General features: G+C 68.0%; 10 protein-coding genes. 6 read left to right on the top strand and 4 right to left on the bottom strand.

Annotation, left to right across the window (positions count from 1 at the left end; all coding sequences use genetic code 11):
• Window positions 1–184 precede the first annotated feature (184 nt).
• Entirely contained in the window at window positions 185–1,456 is a 1,272-nt protein-coding gene (locus AB4Y67_RS05920; RefSeq protein ID WP_441404861.1) for an FAD-dependent oxidoreductase, read from the bottom strand.
• Window positions 1,449–2,789 carry an MFS transporter gene (locus tag AB4Y67_RS05915; protein WP_441404860.1) on the bottom strand — a complete coding sequence of 447 codons (1,341 nt, stop codon included), beginning with the start codon at window positions 2,787–2,789 and terminating at the stop codon, window positions 1,449–1,451. Before AB4Y67_RS05915 ends, AB4Y67_RS05920 begins: the two co-directional genes overlap by 8 nt.
• A gap of 49 nt (window positions 2,790–2,838) precedes the next feature.
• Between AB4Y67_RS05915 and AB4Y67_RS05910 the strand changes: the two genes are divergently transcribed.
• The 4 genes from AB4Y67_RS05910 (at window position 2,839) to AB4Y67_RS05895 (ending at window position 6,519) form a co-directional block, all read left to right on the top strand.
• The gene (locus tag AB4Y67_RS05910; protein WP_441404859.1) at window positions 2,839–3,660 is read left to right on the top strand and encodes an IclR family transcriptional regulator; all 822 of its coding nucleotides are present in this window, start codon (window positions 2,839–2,841) and stop codon (window positions 3,658–3,660) included.
• A 149-nt stretch (window positions 3,661–3,809) separates the two neighbouring features.
• Entirely contained in the window at window positions 3,810–4,943 is a 1,134-nt protein-coding gene (locus tag AB4Y67_RS05905) for a cupin domain-containing protein (RefSeq protein ID WP_441404858.1), read from the top strand.
• The gene (locus AB4Y67_RS05900; RefSeq protein WP_441404857.1) at window positions 4,940–5,761 is read left to right on the top strand and encodes a fumarylacetoacetate hydrolase family protein; all 822 of its coding nucleotides are present in this window, start codon (window positions 4,940–4,942) and stop codon (window positions 5,759–5,761) included. Before AB4Y67_RS05905 ends, AB4Y67_RS05900 begins: the two co-directional genes overlap by 4 nt.
• Window positions 5,761–6,519, top strand: coding sequence for a maleylpyruvate isomerase family mycothiol-dependent enzyme (locus AB4Y67_RS05895; RefSeq protein WP_441404856.1), 759 nt, complete (start codon window positions 5,761–5,763; stop codon window positions 6,517–6,519). The genes AB4Y67_RS05900 and AB4Y67_RS05895 overlap by 1 nt, the downstream gene beginning before the upstream one ends.
• 161 nt (window positions 6,520–6,680) lie before the next feature.
• Here AB4Y67_RS05895 and AB4Y67_RS05890 read toward each other — a convergent pair whose 3' ends face one another.
• Both AB4Y67_RS05890 and AB4Y67_RS05885 read right to left on the bottom strand, forming a co-directional pair.
• On the bottom strand, window positions 6,681–8,138 hold the full coding sequence (locus tag AB4Y67_RS05890; RefSeq protein WP_441404855.1) for an MFS transporter: 1,458 nt from the start codon (window positions 8,136–8,138) through the stop codon (window positions 6,681–6,683).
• Between the two features lie 90 nt (window positions 8,139–8,228).
• Window positions 8,229–8,702, bottom strand: coding sequence for a MarR family winged helix-turn-helix transcriptional regulator (locus AB4Y67_RS05885; RefSeq protein ID WP_441404854.1), 474 nt, complete (start codon window positions 8,700–8,702; stop codon window positions 8,229–8,231).
• A 122-nt stretch (window positions 8,703–8,824) separates the two neighbouring features.
• Between AB4Y67_RS05885 and AB4Y67_RS05880 the strand changes: the two genes are divergently transcribed.
• The gene (locus AB4Y67_RS05880) at window positions 8,825–10,000 is read left to right on the top strand and encodes a zinc-dependent alcohol dehydrogenase (RefSeq protein WP_441404853.1); all 1,176 of its coding nucleotides are present in this window, start codon (window positions 8,825–8,827) and stop codon (window positions 9,998–10,000) included.
• Window positions 10,001–10,040: 40 nt separating this feature from the next.
• A complete protein-coding gene (locus AB4Y67_RS05875) occupies window positions 10,041–10,274 on the top strand; it encodes a DUF6480 family protein (protein WP_441404852.1) in 234 nt (77 codons plus the stop codon).
• Window positions 10,275–10,355: the final 81 nt, after the last annotated feature.

Raw genomic sequence — 10,355 nt, 5'->3', positions numbered from 1 at the left:
CCGGGCAGAGGCTTCCTTGACCGACACCCCCTGCCGCAGAAGCGAAAAGAACTCATCCTTCAGCGCATCCGGCGCCCGAAAACCACTCGGCATGGCAACCTCCAAAAAATCAGATGTTGCAACGACCGTATGATTCTGCGGCCTCGGGATGGGCCGTAGGTGACTCCGCGTCGTTCTGATCAGGTCAGGCGGAAACCCGGTCCGTCAGGGTGGAGCGGGCCTCGCGGACTGCCGGGACGCCGTCGCCGTCCTGGCCGTACAGCCAGTCGTTGTACCGGAAGTCGTTGTCCTTCCGGCTCTTGAAGAGCAGGTTGCGCAGCGTCCGGGCCAGGCCGGAGACGTGCCAGGATTCGCCCCAGACGCGGGCGGTGCGCTGGACCCGGGCGGTGCGGCCGGCGCGGACTTCGTTGAACTCCCTGATTGCACCGTCCCAGGCTTCCGGGTTCACGCCGTGGTCCGTGAAGACCGTGCCCTCGGTGGCATCCTGCAGGGCGGCGGCGTCCTCGAGCGCCTGGCAGGCGCCCTGGGCAAGGTACTGGAGCATCGGGTGCGCGGCGTCACCCATCAGCACCATCCGGCCGGCGACCCAGTTTTCGATCGGGTCGCGGTCGTACATGGGCCAGCGGATGCCGGTCGCCAGGTTCTTCAGCGCTTCCTGAACGGCCGGGACACAGTCCTTGTAGGCAGCCTCGAGCTCGTCCACTCCGCCGTACTGCTCTTCGCCGCGCTCGAAGGAGGGGGACTTGAAGACGGCCACGGTGTTCAGCAGCTCGCCCTTGCGCAGCGGGTACTGCACGAGGTGGCAGTCCGGGCCGAGGTAGACAATGACGTCCTCGAGGTCGGCCTTGGGGGTGTCTTCGGTGATCGGGACGGTGCCGCGGTAGGCGACATAGGCCGAGGAGACGGGCTCGTCACTGGCCACGAGCGGGCGCAGGGTGGACCGGAGCCCGTCGGCGCCGATCACGACGTCGGCCTCGTAGTCCACGCCGGCGGCGGTGTGGGCCACGCCGCGGCCGTTGACGGTTTCCACGCTTTCGACCATAACGTCGTTGACCAGCTTGACGCCGGCCGCCTCGCAGCCTTCGAGCAGGACCCGGTGCAGGTCGCTGCGGTGGATGACGACGTACGGGGCGCCGTAGCGGTCCGCGAATTCCCCGGTGAGGGTCTGGCGGGTGAGCTCCTCGCCGGTGACGGCGTCGCGGAAGACCAGGTGCTTGGGCTGGACGCCGATTTCCAGGGCCTTCTCCAGGAGGCCCCAGCGCTTCAGCACGCGGGAGGCGTTGGGCGCCATCTGCAGCCCGGCGCCGACCTCGCCGAATTCGGGAGCCCGCTCCACCAGGGTGACGTTGGCGCCGTTTTCACGCAGCGCGAGGGCCCCGGCCAGTCCGGCCATTCCCCCTCCGATGACGAGGACATCGGTGGACTGGTCACCGGTGGACTGGACGTTCTCAGACATTGCTTGCTCCTGTTGATAAGGGTGAGATTGAGGATTTTGACTTGAGTTTGAGGCCGACGGCGGCCAGCAGGACCGCGGCGATCGCGGCTGCCCCGGCGAAGGCGAGGAAGTTGGAATTGACGCCCAGCCCGGCGGCCAGCAGTAGGCCTCCGACCTGGGGTGCGGCGACGGCGCCGATGCGGCCCGTCCCCAGCGCCCAGCCCAGTGCGGTGCCGCGCAGGTGGCCGGGGTAATGGCTCGCGACGGCGGCGATGATCAGGCACTGCGTGCCATGGGTTCCGACGCCGGCGAGGACCAGCATGAGGTACACGACCGTGACCGGGGGGCCGGCGACCAGGACCATCAGTGCACCGGCTGCGACGGCAGCCGCGGCGATGGCGGTCGGCACCGGGCCGAAGCGGGTCCCGGCCCAGGCGGTGAGGACCGAACCGGCCACCGCACCCAGGTTCAGTGCCAGCGCGAAGGTCAGCGCGGAGCCCAGGTTGTAGCCGGCCAGCTGCATCAGGTTGGGCAGCCAGGTGCCCAGTCCATACCAGGCGAAGAGCGTCGCGATCGTGGCCAGGGCGAACAGCATGCTCACGCCAAGGTACGGGGCGCGGAGCAGGGAGGAGAACCCCGACGGCTCCTTGATTGTGTGGGTCTTGCCGGCGCCGGTGTGCTTGTCCTTGGCGCCGACGGGCGCCAGCGTCTCCGGAAGGTGTTTGAGCCCCAGCGGCACCACGATCACCAGGGCCAGCCCGGCCACGAGGAACATGGACTCCCAGCCCAAGGCGGGGATCAGCTGGATGCCGACCAGGGCGGCGATGGATCCGCCGATCGGGACACCGGACATCATCAGGGTGGCGATGGTGGACCGCCATTTGGTCGGGACAAGTTCGGCCACGAGGGCGTTGGCCGAGGGCACCAGGCCACCCAGCCCAATGCCGGCAAGGAGCCGAAGGGCGCCGAAGACGGCGGCGTTGGGGGCGAAGGCGCAGAGGACGGTGAAGACCGAGAAGACGACGGCGCAGCCCAGGATGGTGCGGCGGCGGCCCCACGAGTCGGCCATGCGGCCGGCGAAGATCGCCCCGATCATCATGCCGACGAAAGCCATGGAACCGATGGTTCCGGCGGTGGCCTTCGTCAGGCCCCAGCCGGTCTCCGAGATCAGTGAGGACTGGACCGTGCCGTAGACGATCAGGTCGTAGCCGTCGAAGACCACCAGGAGCCAGCAGACGAAGACGGCGGCTGCCGAGCCTTTCGAGAACCGGGATGCGGGCCCATCGGCGGCAGTGGGTGCGGGGGCCCCGGGCGGGGGCCGGTGCGGCGCTGCAGCGGAAGGTGTGTGATTCATGCCACTAACTGTCCTAGCCGCCGCAGGTGAACCACAATAGAATTCTGATGTGCAGAACAAGCCAGTGACCAAGTCGGCGAGGAAGCCCGTCCAGAAGCGGCCGACCTATTCCATCGAGGCGGTCGACAACGCGCTGCAGCTCCTGCAGCTGCTCCGCGATGGCGGGACGCTGCGGCTCAAGGACGCCGCCGAGGAGCTGGGCGTGGCCCCGTCCACCGCCCACCGCCTCCTGGCGATGCTGGTCTACCGGGGCTTCGCAGTGCAGGATGAAACCCGCCGCTATGTGCCGGGTCCGGCGATGGGCGTCGGGCCGGCCGGGCTGAGCTGGACCAGGCTGCTCCGTTCGCTGGCCCAGCCGCACATGGAACTGCTCTCCGCGCGGCTCAACGAGACCGTCAACCTCATGGTGCGGGTGGGGACAAAAGTGCGTTTCCTGGCCACCGTCGAGGGAAACAATGTGTTGCGGGTTGGTGACCGGCAGGGAACCGTGATGCCCGCCAACAGAACCTCCGGCGGCAAGGCCATGCTCGCCGAACTGGATCCCCCGATGATTGACCAGCTCTTCCGCAGCAACAATGCCGAGATCGGCGGGGACACCATTCCGGCCGCGGAATATGCTGCGTTCCTGCGCGAGCTGGAGTCCATCCGCGGCAACGGCTTCGCCGCCAATTTCGAAGGCACGGAGGACGGCGTGAGCGCCCTTGGCATCGCCCTGCACAACCGGCGCGGGCTCGTGGTGGGCGCGCTCAGCGTCGCCACCCCCGCGACCCGCTTCCGCAGGGTGTTCGACGCCGGGCTAGTCCCCGCCCTGCGGGAAACCTGCCGGCAGCTGGAGATCGATATTGCGGCCAATCCGGCCGAGCCGGACTGAGCCGAGGTCTCGCGCCGCACGCTGCGGCCGCCCCCACTCAGGGCGGTCCCAACGATTCTGGCCAGCAGAATATGTTGGGGGTCACACTGCGGCGTCCGTAGAGTCGAACTACGCCAAATATCTGTTCTGACCCTACCGAGGAGGCCTCCGTGTCCATCAGCGCCGAGAACACGACTCACGAATCAGTGGCCGCCGGGCACACTGCCCCGGAGCCGACGCCCGAAGAAGCCGCCCAGCTGCAGGAGCTCTACCGGGATTTTGACCGCGAGAACCTGATCCCGCTGTGGACCGAGATCGCGGACCTGATGCCCATGGTCCCGACCCCCAAGGCGGTGCCCCACGTGTGGCGCTGGAGCGACCTGTACCCGCTGGCTGCCCGCGCCGGCGACCTGGTTCCCGTCGGCCGCGGCGGGGAACGCCGCGCCATCGCCCTGGCCAACCCCGGCCTGGGCAATACCCCGTACGCCACGCCCACGCTGTGGGCAGCCATCCAGTACCTCGGTGCCCGCGAGACCGCCCCGGAACACCGCCACTCCCAGAACGCGTTCCGCTTTGTCGTAGAAGGCGAGGGCGTCTGGACCGTGGTGAACGGCGACCCGGTCCGGATGTCCCGCGGCGACTTCCTGCTGACCCCGGGCTGGAACTTCCACGGCCACCACAACGACACCGATGAGCCGATGGCCTGGATCGACGGCCTGGACATCCCGTTCGTGCATTACGCCGACGCCGGTTTCTTCGAGTTCGGCACGGAGCGCGTCACCGACGAGGCCACCCCGGACATCTCCCGCTCCGAACGGCTCTGGGCGCACCCGGGATTGCGTCCCCTCTCGGGCCTGGACGACACCACAAGCTCCCCGATCGCGGCCTACCGCTGGGAACACACCGACCGCGCACTGCGCGAGCAGCTGCTGCTCGAGGACGAGGGCCACCCGGCCACCGTGGCCCAGGGCCACGCCGCCGTCCGCTTCACCAACCCCACCACCGGCGGCGACGTCATGCCGACCATCCGGGCCGAATTCCACCGCCTCCGCGCCGGCGCCTCCACCGAAGCCGTGCGCGAGGTCGGCTCCAGCGTCTGGCAGGTCTTCGAGGGCTCCGGTTCCGTGGTCCTCAACGGCGAAACCAGGACCCTGGAAAAGGGCGACCTGTTCGTCGTCCCGTCCTGGGCTGCCTGGTCGCTGCAGGCGGAGAACGAGTTCGACCTCTTCCGCTTCAGCGACGCCCCCATTTTCGAACGGCTGAACTTCAACCGCACCTACATCGAAGGACGCAACAACAAATGAGACTCCTCACCCTCCGCACTGAAACCGGCACCCAGGCCGTGCGCCAGGACGGCGACACCCTGACCGAGATCGACGGCTTCGCCGACGTCGGAGCGCTGCTCCGCTCAGAGGGCTGGGAAGCGACCGCCCAGAACGCGAACGGCGCCACCCACCCGCTCGAAGGCGCGGACCTCGACGCCGTGGTCCCCTCCCCCGGCAAGATCATCTGCGTGGGCCACAACTACCGCAACCACATCAAGGAAATGGGCCGGGAAGTCCCCGAGTTCCCCACCCTGTTCGCCAAGTACCAGGAATCCCTGATCGGCCCGAACGATGACCTGGCCCTGCCGCAGGAATCCGACACGGTCGACTGGGAGTCCGAGCTCGCCGTCGTGATCGGCAAGAAGGGCCGCCGGATTTCCGAAGCCGACGCCGCCGGCCACATCGCCGGATACGCCGTCCTCAACGACGTGTCCATGCGCGACTACCAGTTCCGCACCATCCAGTGGCTGCAGGGCAAGACCTGGGAGAAGTCCACCCCGTTCGGCCCGGCCCTGGTCACCAAGGACGAGTTCAGCGGCGGCCTCATGACCACCGCTGTCGACGGCGAGATCCAGCAGCAGACGCCCACCAACGACGTCGTCTTCACGCCGGAGTTCCTGGTCTCCTACATCTCCACCATCATCACGCTGAACCCGGGCGACGTCATCGCCACCGGCACCCCCGGCGGAGTGGGCCACGCCCAGGACCCGAAGCGCTACCTGCAGGAAGGCCAGATCCTGGTCACCACCATCGAGGGCCTGGGACAGCTGAAGAACCGCGTGGTCAAGGAAGCCTGATGGTTGCCCGCCACGACCAGACGACGGACCCGGAGCTGCTTGCGGCCCTGCTGCAGGCGCGCCGGGGCACGGCGTTCTTCGCCCGGAAGCTCAACGAGCTGTCCGACGCGGAGCTCGACGGCGACACGCTGCTGCCGGGCTGGACCCGCCGCCACATCACGGCGCACATTGGCTACAACGCCCGGGCCATCGCGCGCCTGGTTGAGTGGGCGGCCACCGGGGTGGAAACCCCGATGTACGCCTCCACCGAGGTCCGCGACCACGAGATCAATTTCGGCGCCACGCTGAGCCCGATCGCGCTCCGGCACCTCTTCGACCACTCCGCCGTGCACCTGAACGTCGAATGGCGGGACCTGCCGGAGGACGCCTGGCACCACAAGGTCCGCACCATCCAGGGCCGCGAAGTGCCCGCCACCGAAACCGTCTGGATGCGCAGCCGCGAAGTCTGGATGCACGCCGTGGACCTGGCCAACGGCGCCGCCTTTGCCGACATCCCGGCCCCCGTCCTGGAACGGCTGCTGAAGGACATCACCGGCGCCTGGAAGACCCGCGGCACCGACGCTGGCCTCGTGGTCAAGGTGACGGACCGCGATCTCACGTTCGGGGACACGACGTCGGCGTCCCCCACCGTGGTCTCCGGGCCGCTGGCGGCCGTCGTCGAATGGGCCGCAGGCCGCGGCAACGGCGGCATCACCGCCGTCGGACCCGGTGCTGGATCATCCAACGGCACGGTTCCGGCCGCGCCGAAGTGGATCTGAACCGCAGCTATTAGCGGAAGGCCCCCTCACACCGAGGGGGCTTTCCTTGTTAACGCCTCAAATCCTCCGTCCCGGGGCACTTTGAGGGCGATCTTCGACGCCGGCGCGCAGGCTGACGGCGTGTCCGCGCCAAAGTGCCCCCGGACCGCAGCGGCTGCCCGTCAGCCCAGGTGGACGACCGGCGCGTCGCCGTCGGTGCCGGTGAACGTCGCGCGGTCGATGTTGATGAGCAGCACGGCGATCGGGGCGATCAGGATCGCGATGCCCGCGGCCCACAGGAAGACCATGGCGTAGCCGGTCGAAAGCGCCGCAAGGGACACGCCGCCGGCCGTGGCCGCTGCGGCGATGGTGCTGAACAGCGCGATGCCCAGGGACCCGCCGATCTGCTGCGAGGCGTTGACCAGGGCGCTGGCGACGCCGGAGTCTTCCTTGTCCACGCCGAACAGGGCGAGGTTCTGCATCGGCACAAAGACCATGCCCAGGCCAATACCCATGAGCAGCAGCGCGGGCAGCATGTTGACGAGGTAGCTGCCCTCGGCGCTGACCCGGGAGAGCCACAGCATCGCAGCGGCCAGAAAGACCGGGCCCACGGCCGTCGGGATCTTTGCCCCGAGTTTCGGCAGGTTCTTCGCCACGAGACCCGCCGTGATGAGCACCGCAACCGTCATGGGCAGCGACGCGAGGCCGGCGAGGAACGGTGCGAAGCCGAGGACGATCTGGATGTAGAAGTTGATGAAGAGGATGCCGCCAATGAGGACGGCCCCGGACAGGAACGAGGCCAGGAAGGCCGCACCGCGGTTCCGCTCGGTGGCCACGCGCAGCGGCAGGAGCGGGTGTTTGACCTTCCGCTCGACGGCGACGAACAGCACCATGAGCACGGCGCCGGCGGCGATGAAACCCCAGGCTTCGGGGGCGTCCCAGCCGTGCTCCGCGTTGGTGAAGCCGTACACCAGGGACCCCAGGCCGAGGGCGGCCAGGACAACGCCGGGCCAGTCGTACCTGGTGGATCCCTGGGCCTTGCTTTCGCTGACGAGGGACCACACGCCGGCGAGGGCGACGAGGGCGATCGGCACGTTCACGAAGAAGCACCAGCGCCAGCTCACGTGTTCCGTGAGGAAGCCGCCCAGCAGGACGCCGGCGGCTGCACCGACACCGGTGATGGAGCCGAAGATCGCAAACGCCGTGCCGCGGTCCCTTCCGCCCGGAAACGCGACCGTGAGGAGCGCCAGCGCGGCGGGGGCCAGCAGCGCCGCGAACACACCCTGCAGCGCCCGGGCGCCGATCAGTTCCCACGGCTGCTGCGCGATGCCGCCGGCCAGGGACGCGACGGCGAAGCCGAGGGCGGCCACGATGAAGGTCCGCTTGCGGCCCCAGAAGTCGGCGATCCGGCCGCCGAGCAGCAGGAAGGCGCCGAAGGCCAGGGCGTAGGCCGTCACCACCCAGGAACGCGTCGAGTCACTGATACCCATCTCGACCTGGAGCCGCGGCAGCGCCAGGTTCACGATGGTGCCGTCGAGCACCACCATGAATTGCGCGAGGGCCAGGAACACCAGCGCCCACCAGCGGCTTTTGGGCCTGCTCCCCTGCTGTATGCCTGTTTCTGCCAACTGTGTTGCCACGCCTGTTTCCACCCTTCAAAGTAATAATACTTATGCAAGTATAACTACTATCGGTGAGTACATAGGACGTGAATTGGGCGGTGACGTGCGCTACTCGGGCTCGGCGAGAAGCGCGGCGAGGCGCTGCAGGGCCGGCAGGCTGGCGGCGATCTGCTCGCGCTCTTCGGGCAGCAGGCGTGAACTCGCGGCGGCCAGGGCATCCGCCCAGGCGCCTTCAAGGAGCGCTTTGATCCGCTGGGATTCCGGCGTGGGGTGGAGGGCCACGTAGCGCTTGTCGGCGGCGTCGCGGGTGCGCGTGACGAGGCCGGCGGCGACCAGTTCCCGGAGCTGGACACTGACGTTGCTGAACTGCCGGCCAAGCCGGGCGGCGACTTCCGCGACAGTGATGCCCGGGTGGCTTTCGATGACGCGAAGGATCTCCAGCACGCCGTTGGACAGCGGCCGGACGCCGGTGTCATTGAGCGATTTCCGGCGGATATCGGCGGAAATGTCGATCACGGAGACGGCCAGGGCGCGCTGGTCCACAGCCTTCACCGGTCCTTCGTCTGCGCGAACACTTTCCATTCCATAAGCATAGGCGGCGGTGCCGCCCGCGGGCCGGGCCGCCTTCCCATCGAAGCGAAGACAGGCAATAATCAGATTGGTCAGCATACTTATCAATTCCAACAGCAACTGAAGGAGCGGGCATGAGGGCACTTACCTGGCAGGGGAAACGGTCGGTCAGCGTCGAGGAGGTTCCGGATCCGGTAATCCAGGAACCGACGGACGCCATCGTGAAGATCACCTCATCGGCGATCTGCGGTTCAGACCTTCACCTGTACGAGGTGCTCGGGCCGTATATGAAGTCCGGCGACATCCTGGGCCACGAGCCCATGGGGGTTGTCCAGGAGGTGGGGTCCGGAGTCATAAACCTCAAGCCCGGCGACAGGGTTGTTATCCCGTTTAACATTTCCTGCGGCCACTGCTGGATGTGCAAACAGGGCCTGCAGTCCCAGTGCGAGACAACCCAGGTCCACGCGCACAACAGCGGGGCGAGCCTGTTCGGATTCTCCGAGCTCTACGGGTCGGTCCCCGGCGGCCAAGCAGAATACCTGCGCGTGCCGCACGCCGACTACGGACCGGTCAAGGTGGGGCAGGAACTGCCCGACGAGCGGTACCTCTACCTTTCGGATATCCTCCCAACCGCCTGGCAGGGCGTGAAGTACGCCGACGTCCCCGCCGGCGGGACGCTGGCCGTCTTCGGCCTCGGACCGGTGGGGCAGTTCGCCAGCCGGGTGGGCCGGCACCTCGGCCACCGGGTCATCGCCGTCGAACCGGTTCCGGAACGCCGCCGCATGGCCGAGCGGCACGGAGTGGAAACGATCGATTTCACCAAGGACGTCGGTGACCAGCTTCGCGACATGACCGACGGAAGAGGCCCCGACGCGGTGGTCGACGCCGTCGGCATGGAAGCGCACAATTCGCCCGTCGGCGCCTTTGCACAGAACGCGGTGGGCCTCCTGCCCGACGCCCTGGCCAAGAAGGCCATGGAGACCGCGGGCGTCGACCGGATGACGGTCCTCCATGCCGCCATCGACTCCGTGCGCCGGGGTGGGACCGTCTCGCTGAGCGGCGTGTACGGCGGCACAGCCAGCCCCATGCCGCTGCTCAGCATGTTCGACAAGCAGATCCAGCTTCGGATGGGCCAGTGCAACGTCCGCCGGTGGACGGACGAACTTCTCCCGCTCGTGGAAGATCCCGCCGACCCGCTTGGCGTCATGGACCTCAAAACACACGAAGTCTCCCTCGACGGCGCCGCAGCCGCCTATGAGATCTTTCAGAAAAAGGAAGACGGCTGCATCAAGGTGGTCCTGAAGCCATAGCTGGAAGGTACCGCCGGAACGACCCACGAAAGGCAGAAATATGAGCAGCTACCATCCTGAAAATGACCCGGCCAATCCGGATCCGCCGAAGCCGGCGGACCGCGCAGAGCACCCGGGAGCGCGCGGCGACGGCGCTGCAGACCCGGCTTCCTCGGCCAACCCGGATCCGCTCAGCGGGAAGATCACCGGGCTGGAACCCGGCGGAGGAGTGCCTCCGGGAGAAACCCCGCCGGCCGAGGACCAGATGAGCCGCGACCAGGGGCACGAGGAATAAACAGTCGTCGGGTTCGGGTGCGGCGGCAGCTGCCGCAGAAAGCGGAATGCCGCTCCCCGGCCCCGGCGCAGGGCACCCGGT

It is taken from the genome of Arthrobacter sp. YAF17 (assembly GCF_052113365.1).
In the GTDB taxonomy this organism is placed as follows: domain Bacteria; phylum Actinomycetota; class Actinomycetes; order Actinomycetales; family Micrococcaceae; genus Arthrobacter.
The sequence above is the reverse complement of the archived record's forward strand: the minus strand, read 5'-3'. Positions and strand labels throughout refer to the sequence as shown.